Consider the following 18,805-nt stretch of genomic DNA (forward strand, 5'->3'; position numbering starts at 1 on the left):
CTCAGCTTCTCTCGCGCCCGGCGATCGCGTCGAGGTTGCGCCGCCAGACCTGGACCTGTTCCTGCGCACCCAACGCGTGGGCGCTCGCGTGCGCGCGCTCCTTGTATCCGCGAACGTCCTCGACGGTCAGCGCATCGATCGTGCGTGTGAGGTCTGCCGCACCGAAGCCATCGGCGACCGCGCCGAAGCCGTACCGCTCCACGTACTCGCGCATCTCGGGCGAGGGACCGATCAGAACGCCGAGACGCGCCTGCACGTAGTCGAAGAGCTTGTTCGGCAGGGCCCACGTGTTGTTGAAGTTCGTCGGCGGAAGCAGATGGATGCCGACGTCGTAGGCATTGATCGTGCGGATCAGGTCCGCGTACGGCACGGGGTCGAGGATCCTCACCCGCGTGCTGCCGGCCGTGAGGGCGCGCAGCTCCTCGAGGTAGTCCGGGTGGTTGGGGGTCAGGTACAGATCCAAGGTCGCGTCCGCGCGCGACGCCTCGACCGCCTGGATCATCTCGTCGAGGTTGCGGTTGCGCAGGCACGCGCCGCTGTGCACCAGGCGCAAGGGCGCCTCGACCGGAGTCGGAGTCAGGTCCGCGAAGGGGGCGGCGTTCGTGACGAGCTCCGGCCGGAAACCGAACTCCTTCTCGTACTCGCGGATCAGGCCGTTGCTCACGGTCGTCCAGCTCGCGGCCTTCGACACATACGTCCGGCAGATCCACTCGTGATACGGCTTGATGCGCCGAGCCCATGCCGCGTGCTCCTCGTTCAGACGCGGGGTGTACTCGTGGAGATCGGCATGGATACCGAGGCGTGGCCGGAGCCACTGCGCGACACCGACCGCTTCGGGTTCGTTCGCGAGGATGATGTCGTACTCTCCGCGGGGCAGATGCTCGCGGACCCACTTGACCGCCGAGATGCGCCAGTAGACGGCGCGGTAGGCGTGGAGCGTGATCAGACGCCCGTTGTAGTCCTGGTAGTCGGCAGACCGCGGCACCTCCCAGTGGGCGGCCACCCCCTCGGGTGCGGGACCGTATCCGACCGTGGTGAGTTCGAAGTCGTCGCGGAAGGCGACGACCTGCTTGAGCACTCGCGCGTCGGAGACGATCGGCGAGAACGAGATCAGCAGCAGGCGCGGCTTAGTCATCCGACGGGTCTTTCGTCAGACCGGCCAGCGCGGCCTGATGGGCGAACTCGGGCTCCTGCGCGATGACCTCGGCGAAGGTGCCGCGAGCGCGGACCTCTCCTTCGCGCAGGAACCACACCTGATCCGAATGCCGGATCGTCGACAGCCGGTGCGCGACCGAGATCACGGTGATCTCTGCGCCGAGCGCATCGATGGAGGCCGTCACCGCGGCTTCCGTGCGCGTGTCGAGGGCGCTCGTGGCCTCGTCGAGGACGAGCACCAGCGGCTCCGCATAGAGGGCGCGCGCGATGCCGAGACGCTGGCGCTGGCCACCGGAGAGCTGCAGCCCTCGGTCGCCCACGCGTCCGTGGATGCCGTCCGCTCTGGCTTCGACGACGTCGAGCAGCTGCGCCTTGCGCAACGCTTCGCGCACGCGGGTCTCGTCGAAGTCATCCGTCCAGGTCAGGGCGACGTTCTGTGCGATCGTGGCGTCGAAGAGCGCCACGTCCTGCGGGACGTATCCCACGCGCCCGCGCCACGCAGCCATGACATCGGTGAGGTCCTGGTCCCCCAGCGCGATGTGTCCTGCCGTCGGGGTGAGGAGTCCGAGAAGCAGATCGACGAGTGTCGACTTCCCGGCCCCGGAGGCCCCGACGATCCCGACCCTGGTGCCGAACGGAATCGATCCGGTCACGTCGGCGAGGGCCGGCCGGGGCGCGTTGGGGAAGGTGAACCCCACCCCGTGGAAGTTCAGCTCGGTCGGAGTCCCGACGATGGGGTCGTGCCCGATGTGCTCGGAATTGTCGCGATAGCGCCGCGACGACTCGATGTCGCGCAGCACGGCCTCCACATGGGGGATGTTGGCGGTCATCATCGAGACGAGCGACTGGAATCCGGTCAGCGAGGGGACGAGACGGAACCCGGCGACGCCGAAGAGGGCGATGGCCGAGACGGCGGCCTCGAATCCCGAGAAGAGCATCGCCGCACCGCCGACGAGCAGGAAGCCGCCCACGATGCCGGCGTCCAGGACGAAGCGCGGCACCGAGGAGAGGAAGTTCAGATTCGCCCGCGCCTTGGCCGACACGCTGCGATCCGCCTGGACGACGCGAGCGACCTCATCGGACTTGTTGCGCAGCGTGATCTCCTTGAGGGCGGACACCATGTCCGTCATCAGCGCGGCGACCCGGAAAGAGTAGTCGCGGTTCACCCGCCCGGCCGTGACGGTGCGGCGCGAGAGCACCACGTACAGCAGCAGCGCGATGAGTCCGAGATAGCAGACGGTCACGAGCGCGGTCAGCGGCTGCATGATCACGATGACCACCACCACGAGAAGCGACGTCGTGAGCAGAGCGGGCAGACTCATGAACGGCAGCAGGAAGCCCGACGTGACGTTGGCGATCCCGACGTCCGCGAGACGGACGAGATGCGTCGTGTTCCGCTGGAGCCTGTCGATCCACGGCGCGTGGATATAGCTCTGGAAGAGCTGATCGCCGATCTCGAGCTCGAAACTGGCGAGCCGTCTGGTCGCGAACCACTGCATGATCAGCGACGCCGTCGACTTCAGGATGATGAGTCCGGAGACGAACACGATGATCCAGATGTAGCCGTCGGGTCCGATGGCCCCGACCACCGGCAGCTGCACCGGAGTCCCGGCGAGCATGGACGAAAGGGAGACGGCGAGGATCATGAGCGCCGCGACATCGAGCGCGGCCAGCAGTGCGGAGAGCAGCACGAAGGTGTTGATGTAGCGACGAGCCGAGTCGGGGAGATTCGGCATGATGTCGCGATAGGTGGAGAAGATCGCTTTCATAGGACTTCCTCGCTCCAGGGAGCGGTCACGCCGAGGAAACCGGCGAGAGCGAGCGCCGAGCGCCGCCCGTCATGGACTCGGCGCACGAACGCGGGACCTCGTGCGGCGAGTGTACGGAAACTCTCGGGATCCGCGCAGATCTCGCGCACGGCGTCTTCGAGCGTGTCGGGGTTCGCGAAGACGCACGGCGGAACAGCGCCGGCCTCCTCGGCCTCACTCACCGCGAGATCGGTGAGGTAGGTCACCACGACGCGCCCGGCCGCCATGGCCTCGACGGCCGCGACGCCGTAATTGCCCATGCGCAGGGCGTCGATGACGATGTCCGCCGAACGGTAGAGATCAGGCATCTCGTCCGCCGGCACCGCGTGCGCCTCCCGGTACTCGATCAGCCCTTCGGCCTCGAGGCGGGCAGCTGCTTCGCGCACGGCCGCCGTGCCTTTGACGATTCCGCTGCTGGGCACATGCATGACGACCGGCTTCGCCCGGGTCAGCGGAGGCTCGGTGCTCGCCCAGCGGTCGGGATCCACCACGACCGGGAGCCAGCTGGCGGGCGGCAGGTGCCGCGCCAGGGTGGCCGTCGAGTAGAACGTCGGCAGGGCCAGCGAAGACGCGAGTGCGCTGCGGACCTGAGCGCTCTGCTCCAGCAGGGGCGTCTGATCCCACTCGTCGCCGTGAAAGGGAGAGTAGGGGTTGTCGGAACGGTGCACGCTCGGGACCCGCACGTCGGTGCCGTGGGCGATCAGCCCCACCTGCAAGCCGGCGTCCCTCATCGCGGCGACCTCCTGCCGGACGTCACCGTCGAAGAGTTCACCGAAGATCGGACGGACCGCTTCCACCAGCACGTGGGAGAACCCATTCACGACGGCGTCGAACTGCGCGCGCTGCCACCGCCGGCTCTTCAGGAACACGGCCGTGGGCAGGGCGTAGTCGGCAGGGAACCCGAAGTCGCCGGTCGGATTGCGATACTGCATGTTCACCGCGCCCACCCCGGGGAGGAGCTCGGCGGCTCGCGCCCACCGGAACGCCTGCCCCGCGAAGTTCACCGGCGCGATGTACAGCCGGACGTCACCGTCGGGGGCGACCACCGGTGCGGGGACGTCTGCGGCGTCGAACCCGTAGCGAGAACCGGCGATGCGGAGCCGGATCCCCTCCGGAAGCGCGTCGAGGACGCGACCGGCGCTCCGACGCACGAAGGAACCGCTCATCGTGCCACCGAGTCGGAAGGCGTCTGGCCACACGGCATGGTTCGCCGACTCACAGCCTCACGGAGTCGCCGTCGCGCGCCGACTCGAGTGCGGCTTCGACGACCACCAGTGTGCGAAGGCCCTGCTCCATGGTGACGACGTCAGTCCGCTGGCCGAGGACGGCATCGCGGAACGCCTCGTGCTCGACGCGCAGCGGCTCCCGCTTCGCGAAGGCGAAACGGGTGACGTCCCCTTCGGAGACACCGCGGAACGAAGAGACGGACTCCCATTCCAGCGGAATCGTCCCGTTCGCGTAGAAAGTCAGGTCGCCGGTGGAGGTGTCGGCGAGGAACGCGCCCTTCTCTCCCGTCACGACCGTCAGCCGCTCCTTCATGGGGCTCAGCCAGTTCACGATGTTGTTGACGATGACGCCCGACGTCGTGCGTCCCGTGATGGTGATCATGTCCTCGTGCTCGCGGCCGCTCTTGAACGCCGTCTGCGCGAAGATGCGCTCGTAATCGCTCTGCACGACCCACGCCGTGAGGTCGACGTCGTGCGATGCCAGGTCCTTGGCGACCCCGACGTCGGCGATGCGCGAGGGGAACGGCCCCTGCCGGCGCGTGACGACCTGATACACGGCTCCGAGTTCGCCGGCTTCGATGCGGCGTCGCAGTTCCTGGACCGCGGGGTTGAAACGCTCTATGTGACCGACGGCTCCCACCAGACCGGCCGACGCGAATGCGTCGACCATGCGCTGGCCGGCCTCGACGCTGTGCGCGATCGGCTTCTCCACCAGGGTGTGCACACCCGCGGCTGCGAGCTTCAGGGCTGCGTCCTCATGGAATCGCGTCGGGACCGCGACCACGGCGATGTCGATGCCCGTGGCGATCAGTGCTTCGATGTCGGGGAGGATCTGGAGATCACCGGCGACGCCGTGCGGGTCGCCCCCGGGATCGGCGATCGCCACCAGTTCGACGCCGTCGATCTCCCGGAGGACGCGTGCATGATGACGCCCCATCATCCCCACGCCGAGCAGGCCTGCGCGCAGAGTCATCAGGCACCCGCCTTCGCGATCGCGTTGACGGCCGCGACGATGCGTTCGAGATCGTCCTGGGTCAGGGACGGGTGGACGGGCAGAGAGGCCACCTCGCGGGCGGCGCGCTCGGTCTCCGGCAGGTCGAGACCCGGGGCGAAGTGCGTCAGAGACGGCAGTCGGTGGTTCGGGATCGGGTAGTACACCCCGGCGCCGACGTTGTACTCGTTCTTGAGTGCGGCGACGAAGCCGTCGCGGTCCTCGGGTACGCGGATCGTGTACTGGTGGTAGACATGCACGGCGCCGTCCGCGACCGGAGGCACGACGACGCCCTCGAGATTGGCGTCGAGGAATGCGGCGTTGGACTGCCGGGTCTTCGTCCAGGCATCGACCTTGGTGAGCTGCACGCGTCCGATCGCAGCGTGGATGTCCGTCATACGGGCGTTGAAGCCGATGACCTCGTTCTCGTACTGACGCTCCATGCCCTGGTTGCGCAGGAGCTTGACCTGGCGGGCGAGCTCGTCGGTCGCCGTGGTGACCATGCCCCCCTCGCCGCTCGTCATGTTCTTCGTAGGGTAGAGGCTGAACATCGCGAAGTCGCCGAACGAGCCGACCGGGCGTCCGTCGAGGGAGGCGCCGTGAGCCTGCGCCGCGTCCTCGTACAGCGCGACCCCGCGGTCGGCGGCGAGGGCCTCCAGCTCCCGCATGCGGGCCGGGTGGCCGTACAGGTGCACGGGGAGGATGCCCTTGGTCTTCGGCGTGATCGCGGCCGCGACCGCCTCGGGGTCGAGCGAGAACGTGTCGGGTTCGATGTCGACGAAGACCGGCGTACCACCGGTGAGGGCGACGGAGTTCCCCGTGGCCGCGAAGGTGAACGACGGCACGATGACCTCGTCACCGGCACCGACGCCGGCCGCGAGCAGGCCGAGGTGCAGGCCCGCGGTGCCGGAGTTCACCGCGACGGAGGGGCGCCCGGGCACGAAATGCGCCGAGAACTCCTGCTCGAACGCCGCGACCTCGGGTCCCTGAGCGACCATGCCGCTGCGCAGGACGCGGTCGACGGCCTCCCGCTCTTCGTCGCCGATGATGGGCTTCGCGGGGGGAATGAACTCGCTCACACGGTCTCCTTGCTCAATGTGCCTTCTGATTCGATGTATCTGTCGCCGGTGCTCGGGCAGACCCAGATGTCCGCGTCGTCGGCGGGCTTCAGCGGGATCCCTGCTTCGCCCACCCATCCGATGCGCCGCGCCGGCACGCCGACGACGAGCGCGTATGCCGGGACATCCTTGACGACCACCGCACCGGCGGCGACCGTCGCCCAGGCACCGATCGTCACCGGAGCGACGCACGTCGCTCTGGCGCCGATGGACGCACCCGTCTCGATGGTCACGCCGACCGGCTCCCAGTCGTGTGCGCTCTTGATCGATCCGTCGGGGTTGATCGCCCGCGGGTAGGTGTCGTTGGTGAGCACCACGGCGGGTCCGATGAACACGCCGTCGCCGAGCTTCGCGGGTTCGTAGACGAGGGCGTAGTTCTGCACCTTGCAGTTGTCGCCCATCTCGACGCCGGTGCCGATGTAGGCGCCGCGTCCGACGATGCAGTTCTCCCCCATCCGCACGCCCTCGCGCACCTGCGCGAGGTGCCAGACGGCGGAGCCGTCGCCGATGACGGCGTCAGGGGACACATCTGCGGATTCGACGATCCGCACGCGAGAGGTTTCAGTCACGGGGGCTCCTAGCACGCCGCCGAGAACTGGCAGCACTGACGAGATTCTACTTGGCGCTGCGCCGCGAACCTCGACGCGCGCCGCGAACGACGTCCGCAGCCCGGGCGCCCACCGTACGCAACGACGCGTTGTCGACGGCCCAGGCGACGCGTGCGGGCCGCGCGTGCTCGGTGGTTCCGTCCGCCCACTCGGTGAGCAGACGCCGCATCGCAGCGGCGACATCATGGGCGTCGAAGCCGACCGCTTCGCCGAGCCCTCCCGCGCGCACGACCTCTCCGCCGGTCTCCGCGCCGGCGAACAGCACAGGCGTGCCGACCGCCGCGGCCGCATACGTCTTGGTCGGTCGCGCGAAGTCGTAGCCGATGCCGGGGACGATGCTCACGAGCGCCGCCACTGCCCCTCTGAGCCACGAGGCGGACTCCGCGGGTCCCACGAGTCCGCCGAAATGCACGCGGCCGGGCGCGATCTCCTCCGCGAGCACCTTGAGTTCCGGTTCCACCGACCCCTGCCCGTAGAACCGGATGTGGACGTCGACCTCGGAGAGTTCCGCCAGGGCACGGATGAACACCTCAGGCTGCTGCCACTCCGACATGGTTCCCGTGTAGACGAAATACGGGACCTCCACCGACGGGACCGATACGTCGGGGGAGAACAGATCGGTGTCGATGCCATTGCCGACACTGATGACCCTCTCGGGACGGCCGCCGATGTCTCCCAGTCGTTCGGCGACCTCCGGCGACACGGCGATGGCGGATGCGGCGCGCCGCAGGACGAAGCTCTCGACGGCGCGCATGACCGCGATCACCGGTCGAGGCGCCTCCATGGACGCGACCGCGTCGGTCCAGACATCGCCCGGGTAGTACACCAGAACGCGTCCGGTGAGCAGGGCGGCGACCGCGGCGACGAGTCCGGTCGTGGGCGGCGCCTCCGCGACGATCACGTCGGCGCGATGCCGCAGCAGACGGAAGAACAAAGGAATGTCGAAGGAGAGGTACTGCACATACCCGCGGATGGCTCCGGTCCGATCACGAAGGACCCTGGCTCGCCGAACGGTGACGCCCGGCTCGTCGGAGATCGTCATCCCCTGGGGAGGGCGCGTCGTGAGCACCACGACGTCGGACTCGGGTGCGAGAGCCCGGACGAGTGCGTCCATCCGGAAGCTGGCGGCTGTGACTTCCGGCGTGTACAGCCGCGTCGCGACGACGACCCGTCTTCTCCTCGGCATCCTGCCCCTGTAGCTCGGTTGATGAAGGTCCGTTCGGACACCTGACACAATAGAACCATGTCCTCGAGCGTCCCCGCGCCTCCCTCCCCCGACCGCAGCGCCTGGGTCGTCATCCCCCTCTACAACGAGGCGAGCGTGATCGGCGGCGTGGTGGAGAGCCTGAAGCCGTTCTTCGCGCACATCGTCTGCGTCGACGACGGCTCTCGTGACGGATCCGCCCGCGAGGCGGCGAAAGCGGGCGCCATGCTCGTGCAGCATCCGGTCAACCTGGGCCAGGGCGCGGCGCTGCAGACCGGATTCGACTTCGCACTCGCGCATCCCGAGTGCGAGTACATCGTGACCTTCGACGCCGACGGCCAGCATCGCATCGAGGATGCCATCGGCATGCTGCAGCTCGCACGCGACGAAGATGTCGCCATCGTGTTCGGATCCCGATTCCTCGACGACCGCACGAATCCCGGCTGGATCAAGAAGGTGATCCTCAAGACGGCCGTGTGGGTCACCAACCTCACCACCAGCCTCAAGCTCACCGACGCCCACAACGGACTCCGCGTCATCCGACGCGACGCCGCAGCGGCGATCGACCTCCGGCAGGACCGGATGGCGCATGCCACCGAGATCGTGCTGGAACTCGGCCGGACCCATCTCTCGTGGAAGGAGTATCCGGTGGAGCTCCTGTACACGGACTATTCGAAGGCGAAGGGCCAGAGCGTGCTCAACTCCGTAAACATCCTCGTCGACCTGGTGGTGAGATAGCCCATGTGGATCCAGATCCTCCTGATCTCCGCGATCGTGGTGCTGGCGGTGTTCATGATGCGCCGGACCGGCGCAGACAGTCACCTCGCGATCCGTCGACTGCTCATGGGCCTGTTCGTGATCGCCGCTGTGCTCTCGGTGCTCTTCCCGCAGTGGCTGAGCTGGCTCGCACAGCTCGTCGGCGTCGGTCGCGGCACCGACCTCGTGCTCTACGCGCTGATCGTGATGTTCCTCGCGTTCGTGTACTCGCAGTACCGCCGCAACGTCGCCCAGCAGCGGCAGCTCACGCTTCTCGCCCGCAAGATCGCCCTGCTCGAGGCGTCAGAGAACGAGAAGCACCCTACTCACAACCCGTGACCTCGTAGAGGACGGCATCGCCGACGCGGTCGACCTCCGTGAGGATCGAGGAGTCGTCGAGGCCGTGCAGGCCGTCGAAGGTCGTGTAGTGGTTCTCGAACAGCACACGGTCGCCGAAGTCGAGGGCGTGCGTCACGCCGAGCCTCTCGATCGCGTCGCACACGGCGGGCCCGCCCTCCACCAGGTACCTGGCCAGGGTCGACGCATCATCGCCGTAGCGCCCGGTCACGTGCGGGAAGACCACGTCGTGCCCGGTGAATGCGAACAACAGGCCGGCTCCGGTCAGCGGGTCGCCGATCACGACGGCGTCGTCAGGCAACTCGTCGTCGATCTCGTCGAACAGCGCCACCTCGTCGGGTGAGAGCCCTTGCGACGCCTCGCTGAACTGGAAGCTCACGCTGCGCATGTAGCCCACGTCGTTGCGAAGTCCCACGAGGTGGGTCGCCCCTGCGACGGCGACGATCGCGACGACGGCGACCACGAGGCCCCTGCGTCCTGCCCGCCACCAGCCTCGGATCCATTCGACGACGACGGACGCGCCGAGCGCGGCGAGCGGCAGCCCCCACACCGCGATGAGCGCTCCGACGCGGGTCGTGTCGTCGTACCAGACGCCGACGAAGACGCTGCGGATCGATTCCACCGGGAACCAGGTCGCCATCAGGAAGAAGAAGATGCTCACGGCGTAAGAGCCGAGGATCCACCACGTCCGGTCCTTCACCACGCGCCAGATACCGATCGCCGCCAGCGGCCCGAGCAGGAGCCCCGTCGACCTGCCGACCGGGCTGAGGAATGCGACCTCGCCGAGAGCCTGCCCCAGAGAGGAGGTGGGAAGCCACTCGTGCGTCGTCACATTGGCCACGATCCAGACCACGGCGAGTGCGACCGCCCCCAGAACCACCGAGAGTGCGACGACGACCCGTGTCGTGGTTCCGCCCGCGCGCGCTGTGCGCCACGCCAACCAGACGAGGTAGGGCACGAGCAGCACCACCGCGCCGAGAAGTGCGGAGGGATGCGCGAGGGCGACCGCACCCGCAGCCGCGAGGGCGATGAGGATGCGCAGCGTCCTCCCCGCCCACGAGAGCGCCGGCGCGAAGGCGATCAGGACGACCGCGAGGAAGATCGGGATCAGCGCGGTGCCGAGCAGGTTGGGATAGAGGACGCCCCAGTTGAGGAAGCCGAGGGGGAAGACGCTGAAGCCCAGACCCACGAGCGGAGCCCACGTGGTGGCAGCCGGGCGGGACGGGAACGCCACGGCGGTCAGGCAGGCGAGGGCGACGGGCCACACCAGCGCGATCACCGCGACGGTGGTCACGTTGGTCGCCGCGACGATGCTGCCCGCGGCCGGCACGACGAGACTGACCAGCGCGTGCCAGAGGGTGGGATAGAACGACGTCGCGGCGCCGGGCACCACCATCGTCATGTGCAGCGGGGAGGCGTCGCCGGTCTCAGCGATGAACTCGACGGCGTTCAGGTGGAACAGGCCGTCATAGAGCTGGGAGGGGTTGCCGGGAGCCCCGATGCCCAAGGCGACGATGCCGATCCAGGCGACAACGGCCGCGGCGAGCGCGATCCATGCGCCCCTCCCCGCACGGGGTGCGGTGTCGACCGCGCGCCGGTCGAAGAACCGGAGCGCCGCGGCGACGACCCAGATGACGACGGTGACCACGGCCACGGGGATCAGTCCCCAGCGCATCCCCAGCAGCGGTGCGAGGAGAGACGCGGCGGCGAGAACGCCGAGGGAGACGGCGATCGCCACACCGACACGCACGATTCCCTGTACGCCGCGAAGGCAGAGCCCGATGGGCAGCCCCGGGACGATCAGAAGGGCGGCCGCGACGAACAGCGCAGGGATCTGACCGATCCAGTCGCTCACGCGTCCACCAGGGCGATGGCGCCCTCGACCTCACCGTCGTAGATGACCTCGCCCTTGTTGATCACGATGCCGCGAGTACACAGCTCACGGACCATCTCCATGTCGTGGCTGACGACGACGAGCGTCTTGCCCGCGGCGATGAGCTCTTCGAACTTGAGTCGGCACTTCTCCCGGAACGGCGCATCGCCGACGGAGAGGATCTCGTCGACGAGGAGCACGTCAAGCTCGACGTGGATCGCGACCGAGAACGCCAGCCGCATGAACATCCCGGAGGAGTAGTGCTTGACCTCCTGGTCGATGAACTGCTCGATCTCACTGAACGCCACGATCTCGTCGTAGCGCGCCTCGATCTCGTGACGCTTCATCCCGAGGATCGCGGCGTTGAGGAAGACGTTCTCGCGTCCGGAGAGTTCGGGATGGAAGCCCGCGCCGACCTCGATGAGACCGGCGACCCGACCGCGGGTCAGGACCTGTCCCTCATCGGGCTCCATGACGCCGGACACCAGCTTGAGAAGTGTGGACTTGCCCGATCCGTTGAGGCCGAGGATGGCGACGGACTCCCCCTCGCCGATGACGAGGTCCACGCCTTTCAGCGCTTCGAACTGGCTGGTGAGCTTCTGCCGCTTGATCCAGGCGACGACGGTGTCCTTGAGGGAGAACGCGTGGTTGAGCGTGAACCGCTTGCGCACGTCGTCGATGATGATGCTCGGCCTGATCGCCGTCTGTTCACTCATAGGTCCTGTGCGAACTTTCCCTCGAGGCGGCGGAAGACGAACTGTCCGATCAGCAGGGTGGCGACGGCGATGAGGAACGTCCACAGCGTGTTCCAGCCCAGGTTCGGCGGCAGTTCGATCATGCCCTTACCTGCGTATCCCGCGGCCGAGATCATGCCCTCGCTCGCCGGGCGCCAGAAAGCGTAATGGAAGAGCTCCACGCCCTGGGTGATCGGATTGAGGAGGTACAGCTCCACGAGCCACGACGGCCAGTGCAGCCGGTCGACGACCGCCTGTTCGACCATGGTCCACGCGTACAGCACGGGTGACGCCCACGTGGCGAGCAGCAGCATCAACTCCACGATGTTCTCGGCGTCGCGGAAGCGCACGTTGACGGCGCCGAAGAAGAGGCCGAGGCCGAGGCTGAACACCATGACGATGATCATTCCCGCGAGCACGGCGAGGATGCTCAGCACCGAGATGTGCGCGATCCATCCCATCAGGAGGCAGACCACCAGCAGCAGCCCGACCTGCGGGAGGAAGTGCACGAACGCGACGATCACGGCCGAGACCGCGAACAGCTGGCGCGGAAGGAACACCTTGCGCACCAGCGGGGCGTTGCCGACGATCGACGTGGTCGCGTTCTTGAATCCCTCAGAGAACAGGTTGATCACCACGATCCCCGAGAACAGGTAGACCGCGTAGTTCGGAATCCCCTTGTCGAGATTCATGAAGATGCCGAGGACCACCCAGAACACGAGGAACTGGGCCGCGGGTCGCACGTAGGACCAGGTCCATCCGAGCACCGAGTTGCGGTACCGCGTCGTGACGCCCGTGCGGACGAGAAGGTTCAGCAGATAGCGCCACCGCACCACGTCGATGAGCCCATGGCTTTTGCCGGGGATGTCGAAGTCGGCTCGCGGGATGATGGCGTAAGGATCGGGTTTGATCGTCACAGGTGTTCCATCCGGGAAAGGAGCAGCCTTCATACTAGCCGGGGCATGCTGAGGATCTGCGCTGCCCACGCGCAGACGATCTCAGCATCGACGAAGCTGGCCGATGCCCTCCGCGGAGAGCACTCCCGTCCCGCCGACCAGGGTGACGGTCGTCGCTCCCCTGGTGCGCAGGAACTCCGCCGCCTGGGGGAACATGCAGGTGCTCTGCGAGAGCACGAGCGGGACCCCGAGCCTGCCGGCGAGGGCGGACCCGGTGAGGGCGTCCGGGAACCCGTCCCCGGTGGCGACGAGCACACGCAACGCCGTCGAGGGGAAGTACGCGTTGTTCACGGCGATGTTCGTCAGGTATCGATCCGTGCCGGAGAGCCGGTTCACCTTGAAGCCCTGGCCCTGCAGCTGGGCGACCACCGAATCCTTGACGACGCCGACGCCGCCCACGACCGTGATGTTGGCGGCCCCGATCTTCCGGAGCGTCGCGATCGTCGCGGCATCGGCGCTGTTGGCGAGTCCGTCCACGAGCAACACCGGAATGCGTCCTGCCCCTCCGGCGGCCGCCGCGCTGAGAGCGTCCGGGAAGTCGGCGCCGGTCGCCAGGAGCACGTTGGCGCTCGCGCCCGAGCTCTCGACGATGGCGCGCGAGGTCGAGTATCGGTCGGCGCCGCTGATCCGCTCGATCTTGGCAGCCGGCACCGCGGCCTTCGCCTGCGCCGCCACCGCGTCCGAGACCACGCCCACCCCGCCGACGAGGACCACCCGGGTCGGTGCGAGCCTCTTGAGTTCCGCCGCGACGTTGGCCGGGATGGCTCCCGGGGTCGTGAGCAGGAGCGATGCCTGCGCCTTGCTCGCCGCCGCCACCGCTGAGAGCGCGTCGGGGAAGTCGAGGCTCGTCGCGAGGAAGACCGTCCTGGTCCCCGTCGGCCACGCGGCACGGGAGGCTTCGACCGCAGTCTGTTCTCGGCTGGTCCCGGAGATCCGGTCGACCTTCACCGTCGTCGCGGTGTAGGCGGCCGACTGTGCCGTCGCATCGACGTAGCCGGCACGCTTCGCCGTCAGCTTGACCTCGAGCTTCGTACCGCTGTCCGCGACGGTCAGGTTGTACGACCGCCCCGTGGCACCGGGGATCGCTGTCCCGTTGCGGAACCACTGGTAGACCGTCGTGGTGGGCGCGGGCGTGAAGACACCCGTCGCCGTGAGGGTCTGACCGGGGATCACGTAACCGTTGACGAGCGGCTTGCCTGCCGTGAAGGTCAGCGTCCGCGTCGGACCGAACCAGTCGGTGAAGTAGTTGTAGAAGTTGCGGTTGCCGTAGGCCGAGCATCCGTCACCCTCGCCGTAGCCGGCGCGCAGGGCGGCCGCGTTGGGCTGGTACGGCGTGTAGTAGTAGAGAGCCGACGTCGCCTTGTTCGCGACGTACACCGGCGCGGAGCCGCAGGACGCCTTCGGGTTGTACAGGATGTTCCACGTCTTCCCCGGTGCGTACCACTGGAACCACTTGCCTTCCATATAGATCTGCATCTGGCGGGCGGCGCCGTAGATCTGGTGGAAGAAGCCGATGAAGTTCGGGTCGCACGGCGCGGTGTCGGGGCATCCCTGACCGAGCGCGATCCGGTAGCGCCAGGCGCTCGGCCACGTGTGGGTGATGAGACCCTGCTCCTTCTGGAGCATCACGATCAGCACCTGCGGGTTGATGTTGCAGGCCTGCGAGACGCGATAGATGATGCGCGCGGCCGATTCGTTCGCGGCGCCCGTGTATCCGCTGCAGTACTGGTCTGCCGGGCGGGTGACCGTGGTCATCCGGAAGTCCTTCAGGCAGACGATCGCCTCGTTGTTCTCGTCACGACCACCCAGGCAGCGCGCGACCTTGCCGTTGAAGAAGGTCTGGATCTGCGCCTCGGTCATCGTGCTCTTGTTCGTGAACACGGCGTCGCTGATGAGGTTGCCCGGAGTGAAGCCGGTGAGGCTGCTTTTCGCGATCCCCGTTTCGACGGGGGCGGCGGAGGCGTTCGCGGCTGCCGCCACGGGCGACGCGACCGTCGCCTGAGCAGCGGCGGCGGGAACGACCGTTCCGAGAACGAGGGCGGAGACAGCGAGGAAACAGGTGAGGAGTGGGGCGGTCCTCAGGGTGTTTCGCGAGCGTGGGGCACGTCGAGACATGTGACCAGTGTGACGGAAGTTGCAGGATGATGCCACTGTTGCGCCTCTTTGGCCACAGCACTCCGGCGTGTCGCGTCGATGCGCAGGTGGCTCCCAGCCCTCAGAGGTCGGCGTGCAGACCCCAGAGCCGTTCGGCAGAACTCGCCCAGGAGAAGGCCCTGGACCGATCCGCCGCCAGGACGCGCAACCGGTCCGCGGCGGCGTCCGTGGCCTCCACCATGGCGTCCGCGATCTCCTCGGCTGCGACCAGCATGCCCCCGTCGGCGATCACGTCCCGGTGCGAGCCGCTGTCGACGGCGACGACGGGGATCCCGAGGGTCATCGCCTCGACCGCGCGCCATGGCCACCCGGCGGAACTGCTCGTCGTGGCGAACAGCGATGCCCCGGCCAGCACGGCCGCACGGTCTGCAGTATCCAGCGCGCCTCGAATGTGCGCGCGCCGCTCGGGGAGCCCTGCAGCCGAAGCGAGCTCGGCGTAACGAGGTTCCGCACCATCGGGAGCGCCCAGCACGACGGCATCGATTCCCGCCGCTGCAGCGCCGCGGAAACCGTCGTGCAGATCCGCCGCCGATCCCGCCAACACCACGTACTGCGCGGGCAACGTCAGTGCCGCTCGCCGGTCGGCGGCGTCTGCGGGCGCCGCGAATCCGCGGGGCGGAGCGCCCGCGACCACGCGGACGCGATCCCCGAGGCGTGCGAGTTCCGACAGCCGCTCGGCGACGGCATGCGACGGCACGACCACGGCGTCGGCATGCTTCACCGCGCGCCGCAGCATCCCGCGCTGCCAGGCGACGAGGCTCTTCGACAACTGCTCCGGTGCGTCCCAGGCGCGCAGATCCCACAGCGTGACCGTGGTCTGGTCGTTGTCATGTACTCGGTCGTGTCGCACGAGCGGTGCCATCAGCGTCGGCGAGTGGATCATCCCTCCGCCGACTCCCGGAGCGATCCCGAGCTGCCAGGAGGCGGCCAACTCGCGGCGCCCGAGCCCGAGGGTCCGTACCTCTCCGACACCGGCGACCGAAATCTCCGCGCCCGCAGGGACGATGGCGTCCACCATGCACCCCGAGGGTGCCGTGGCGATCAGGCCGACCGTGAGATCGAGAGCGGCGGAAGCCTGGTCGGGGTCGACGACATGCACGAGCTGATCCAGAACCACACGCAGCCGAGCACCCATGCGATCAGGCTATCCTCGCCGCGCAGCTCCCCCGTGGAGCGCACCACCCGTGCCGCGCGAATGTCAGCGTTCCCACAGTTTTCGCCCACCGCCGCACCAGCGGTTCATGCTTGAATGCTCGGGTGAGCGATGGTCGTCTTCCCGTCCGACGCCGATGGATCGGGTGGACCGTCGGCGTTCTCCTGTCGATCCTCCTCATCGCGATCGGCTGGGTGACGATCCGCGGGATCGGCGCGGTCAGCGACCTTCAGCAGGTCGCCAATGGCGCCACGCAGCTGAAGGCATCGATCGCCTCGGGCGACCTCGAGGAAGCGGAGCGGGTCTCCGGGAGCATCGCGCGCAATGCGGCGTCCGCCGACGAACTCACCTCGGACCCCGTCTGGCAGGCCTTCGGTGCTGTGCCGTGGCTGGGACCGAACTTCCGCGCGGTGAGCGAGATCGCCGAGATCGCGCACGACGTCTCGACGGACGCGCTCACGCCGCTGCTCGATGTGGCAGGCGGGCTCGATCTGGCAGGTCTGGGCGTCGAAGGCGGCACGATCGACCTCGCCCCTTTCGCGGAGATCGAGAAGCCGCTCGGTACGGCGAGCACTGCGCTCAGCGCTGCGGAGCTGCAGGCCAAGCGCATCGATGCGGGCGCGACGCTGCCACCCCTCGCCGACGCCATCGGTGAGTTGCGATCCGCGGTGACGGGAGCCGCGTCGGTGGTCGGCTCCCTGCACGGCGCCTCCGTGCTGCTGCCGACGATGCTCGGCGGCGAAGGTCCGCGCAACTACGTCCTGGCCATGCAGAACAACGCCGAGTTGCGCTCCTCCGGCGGGATCATCGGCTCGATCGCGCTGCTGCACGCGGAGAACGGCACGATCACGCTGCAGAGACAGGCGTCGACCCGGGACTTCCCGCCGCTGGACACCGCTCTGCCGCTCAGCGAGTCCACGATCGCCCTGTTCGACGACCGCCCCGGTCGCTACCTCCAGAACATCACCGCCATCCCGGACTTCGCCGAGGCGGGCGAGATCATCGCGGCCCGGTGGACGGGTCGCTTCGGCGGGACCGTCGACGGCGTCATCGCCGTGGACGCCGTCGTCGCTGAGCACCTCATGAAGGCGACCGGAGACCTCGCTTTCGGACCCTTCACGGCAACAGCGGACACCGTGACGGACATCCTGCTGTCCCAGATCTATGCGGCCGTCCCCGATCCCGCCACGCAGGACGCGATCTTCGCACAGGCGGCGGGCGGCCTGTTCAGCGCCGCGCTGTCCGGCGGCGACCCCCGGGCTCTCATCGGCGCACTGGCCACATCGGCGGACGAGAGTCGTATCCGCATCTGGAGCGCACACCCGGAGGAGGAGGCCGTGCTCGCCGCCTCCGAACTGGGCGGCACGATCCCCACGGACAGCGACGACGCGACCTACGTGGGCGTGCTGATGAATGACACCACCGGCGGGAAGATGGACTACTACACCCGTGCATCCATCACGACGTCGGTCGGCACGTGTCAGGGCGCTCCGACCACGCAGGTGCGCGTCACGTGGACGAATACGGCCCCGGCGGACGCCGCGACCTCGCTGCCCGCCTATGTCACGGCCGACGGTTTCTACGGCGTCCCCGCCGGCACGGTGCGCACGCTGATCGCGGTGTACGGACCCGAGGGCGCGACGCCCGCCCATGTCGACCGCGACGGCGAAGAGGAAGGCGTACAGACGGCCATGCTCGGCGATCGTTCCGTGGTGCAGCACGAGGTCTCCCTCGCCCCCGGCGAATCGACGACGATCACGGTCGAGTTCGAGGGCACGGGCGCCGGAGCGCGATTCACGGAAGTGCGGCACACACCGCTCATCGAGGCTCCGGACACCGCACGGAAACCGCTGAACTGCGCAACGTGACATTCCGCGCTCGATAGGGTAGCGTTGAGCCACTGGGGAATATCTGGAGTCTGCAATCTTGCCGTGGGGGCAAGACGACTCCACGCAGTCGGATGCAGGGGTGTATTCGGATGCGATTCCGCGTGAAATTCTGGGGAGAAATCATGCTGAAAAAACTGGCTGCAATCAGCCTTACCGCCGGCGCGCTCGTATTCATGGCGCCCGCCGTCGCATCCGCTGCGCCATCGACTGTTCCGGCCGCGTCTTCCGACTCGTACACGACGCCTCCCGGCGTCAAGGTCGGCGACCCGGTCATCGACATCTGCGAAGTCTCGACCATCGTGTTCGGACCGGGGTACTTCCTGCCGTCCGAGAACGTGAGCGTCTCGGTGTCCGGGCTCAACGCCGGGAATGCCGCCGTCTCGGGCAACACCGCCGCGACCGACGGCAGCCTGACGCTCACCTTCCGCCCGCCTTCTGATGGAGAGGGCTCCTACGCCGTCTCCTTCGCCGGCTCGCGCTCGTACACCGCGACGATCACGGTCGCACACGGTCATGATGCCGCTTCGACGTGCGACCACGATCCTGGGGTCGCACCGGCAGGCGCGGAGATGCCGCTCACGGGCGACGGATTCGAGCTCGCCCTCACCGGCGGAAGCGTCTCGCCGTGGGTCCTCGGAGGCGGCGCCGCGGCGCTCGTCGCCGGCGGTGCCCTCGTCGCGGTCGGAGCGTCTCGCCGCAAGCGCGCCTAGGTCCGGCTGCCGCCTCGCGCGGTGGTCGACTGGACGACGGTGATCCCTCCCCCTCCGATCACCGTCGTCTGGTGCATCCGGTGGCACCCACCGGAAGCCCACGGCTCGCCCCT

The 18,805-nt window shown here is 68.1% G+C and carries 16 protein-coding genes; 4 read left to right on the forward strand and 12 right to left on the reverse strand.

Annotation, left to right across the window (positions count from 1 at the left end):
* Nucleotide 1 precedes the first annotated feature (1 nt).
* Genes GZ67_RS0103765 through GZ67_RS0103795 form a run of 7 tightly spaced genes read right to left on the reverse strand, consistent with a single transcriptional unit; the run spans nt 2 to nt 8,092 of the window.
* Nucleotides 2-1,135, reverse strand: coding sequence for a hypothetical protein (locus GZ67_RS0103765; RefSeq protein WP_029262002.1), 1,134 nt, complete (start codon nt 1,133-1,135; stop codon nt 2-4).
* Nucleotides 1,128-2,924, reverse strand: coding sequence for an ABC transporter ATP-binding protein (locus tag GZ67_RS0103770; protein WP_029262003.1), 1,797 nt, complete (start codon nt 2,922-2,924; stop codon nt 1,128-1,130). Before GZ67_RS0103770 ends, GZ67_RS0103765 begins: the two co-directional genes overlap by 8 nt.
* Complete coding sequence (locus tag GZ67_RS19590) at nt 2,921-4,129, reverse strand: glycosyltransferase (protein ID WP_136025849.1); 1,209 nt, start codon at nt 4,127-4,129, stop codon at nt 2,921-2,923. Before GZ67_RS19590 ends, GZ67_RS0103770 begins: the two co-directional genes overlap by 4 nt.
* A gap of 49 nt (nt 4,130-4,178) precedes the next feature.
* On the reverse strand, nt 4,179-5,165 hold the full coding sequence (locus GZ67_RS0103780; RefSeq protein WP_197021044.1) for a Gfo/Idh/MocA family protein: 987 nt from the start codon (nt 5,163-5,165) through the stop codon (nt 4,179-4,181).
* Complete coding sequence (locus GZ67_RS0103785; RefSeq protein WP_029262006.1) at nt 5,162-6,259, reverse strand: DegT/DnrJ/EryC1/StrS family aminotransferase; 1,098 nt, start codon at nt 6,257-6,259, stop codon at nt 5,162-5,164. Before GZ67_RS0103785 ends, GZ67_RS0103780 begins: the two co-directional genes overlap by 4 nt.
* Nucleotides 6,256-6,867, reverse strand: coding sequence for an acyltransferase (locus tag GZ67_RS0103790; RefSeq protein WP_036303408.1), 612 nt, complete (start codon nt 6,865-6,867; stop codon nt 6,256-6,258). The genes GZ67_RS0103785 and GZ67_RS0103790 overlap by 4 nt, the downstream gene beginning before the upstream one ends.
* A gap of 46 nt (nt 6,868-6,913) precedes the next feature.
* Nucleotides 6,914-8,092 carry a glycosyltransferase family 4 protein gene (locus tag GZ67_RS0103795; protein WP_029262008.1) on the reverse strand — a complete coding sequence of 393 codons (1,179 nt, stop codon included), beginning with the start codon at nt 8,090-8,092 and terminating at the stop codon, nt 6,914-6,916.
* Nucleotides 8,093-8,149: 57 nt separating this feature from the next.
* Between GZ67_RS0103795 and GZ67_RS0103800 the strand changes: the two genes are divergently transcribed.
* Nucleotides 8,150-8,848, forward strand: a complete 699-nt coding sequence (locus tag GZ67_RS0103800; RefSeq protein WP_029262009.1) for a glycosyltransferase family 2 protein — start codon at nt 8,150-8,152, stop codon at nt 8,846-8,848.
* A gap of 3 nt (nt 8,849-8,851) precedes the next feature.
* Complete coding sequence (locus GZ67_RS0103805; RefSeq protein ID WP_029262010.1) at nt 8,852-9,205, forward strand: DUF2304 domain-containing protein; 354 nt, start codon at nt 8,852-8,854, stop codon at nt 9,203-9,205.
* Here the strand turns inward: GZ67_RS0103805 and GZ67_RS0103810 are convergent.
* From GZ67_RS0103810 to GZ67_RS0103830, 5 genes are all read right to left on the reverse strand, one after another.
* Complete coding sequence (locus tag GZ67_RS0103810; protein WP_029262011.1) at nt 9,189-11,078, reverse strand: DUF6541 family protein; 1,890 nt, start codon at nt 11,076-11,078, stop codon at nt 9,189-9,191. The two genes, GZ67_RS0103805 and GZ67_RS0103810, sit on opposite strands and share 17 nt — an antisense overlap.
* On the reverse strand, nt 11,075-11,812 hold the full coding sequence (locus GZ67_RS0103815; RefSeq protein ID WP_029262012.1) for an ABC transporter ATP-binding protein: 738 nt from the start codon (nt 11,810-11,812) through the stop codon (nt 11,075-11,077). The genes GZ67_RS0103810 and GZ67_RS0103815 overlap by 4 nt, the downstream gene beginning before the upstream one ends.
* Nucleotides 11,809-12,747, reverse strand: coding sequence for an ABC transporter permease (locus GZ67_RS0103820; RefSeq protein ID WP_231481684.1), 939 nt, complete (start codon nt 12,745-12,747; stop codon nt 11,809-11,811). Before GZ67_RS0103820 ends, GZ67_RS0103815 begins: the two co-directional genes overlap by 4 nt.
* 81 nt (nt 12,748-12,828) lie before the next feature.
* The gene (locus tag GZ67_RS20050; RefSeq protein ID WP_081859871.1) at nt 12,829-14,901 is read right to left on the reverse strand and encodes a cell wall-binding repeat-containing protein; all 2,073 of its coding nucleotides are present in this window, start codon (nt 14,899-14,901) and stop codon (nt 12,829-12,831) included.
* Between the two features lie 100 nt (nt 14,902-15,001).
* Nucleotides 15,002-16,075: a glycosyltransferase gene (locus tag GZ67_RS0103830; protein WP_029262015.1), complete on the reverse strand. Its 1,074-nt coding sequence runs from the start codon at nt 16,073-16,075 to the stop codon at nt 15,002-15,004.
* A gap of 122 nt (nt 16,076-16,197) precedes the next feature.
* Between GZ67_RS0103830 and GZ67_RS0103835 the strand changes: the two genes are divergently transcribed.
* Together GZ67_RS0103835 and GZ67_RS0103840 are read left to right on the forward strand one after the other, a co-directional pair.
* Nucleotides 16,198-17,961, forward strand: coding sequence for a DUF4012 domain-containing protein (locus GZ67_RS0103835; RefSeq protein WP_029262016.1), 1,764 nt, complete (start codon nt 16,198-16,200; stop codon nt 17,959-17,961).
* Between the two features lie 143 nt (nt 17,962-18,104).
* Nucleotides 18,105-18,692, forward strand: coding sequence for a hypothetical protein (locus tag GZ67_RS0103840; protein ID WP_029262017.1), 588 nt, complete (start codon nt 18,105-18,107; stop codon nt 18,690-18,692).
* The last annotated feature ends 113 nt before the right edge of the window (nt 18,693-18,805 follow it).

The organism is Microbacterium sp. Cr-K20 (genome assembly GCF_000708325.1).
Lineage (GTDB): Bacteria > Actinomycetota > Actinomycetes > Actinomycetales > Microbacteriaceae > Microbacterium.